General features: G+C 56.3%; 1 pseudogene. It reads right to left on the reverse strand.

From position 1 onward, the window contains the following. A pseudogene (locus PUR61_RS45425) lies at nucleotides 1–325 on the reverse strand (hypothetical protein); the annotation flags it as partial.

A 325-nucleotide genomic window follows, 5' to 3' on the forward strand; every position in this document is an offset into this window, starting at 1 on the left:
GGGGGGGGTGGGGCGGGCGGGGGGGGGCGCGGCGGCCGGCACGTCGTAGGCGGGGCCCGCCGCTTGGGTGGGGCGGCTCTGGGGGGGTGGGGGGGGGGGGCGGGGGGGGGGGGGGCCCGGGCGGCCCCGCCCCCCCCCCCCCCCCCCCCAAACACCAAAAAAAACACACCACCCACCACCCCACCCCCAAACCCCCCAACAAACCCACAAAAAAAAAACCACACACAAAAAACAAAAAAACAAAAAAAAAAAAAAAAAAAAAAAAAAAACAAAAAAAAAAACAAAAAAAAAAAACAAAAAAAAAAAAAAAAAACAAAAAAAACAC

This window comes from Streptomyces sp. BE20, assembly GCF_036322525.1.
Classification (GTDB): domain Bacteria; phylum Actinomycetota; class Actinomycetes; order Streptomycetales; family Streptomycetaceae; genus Kitasatospora.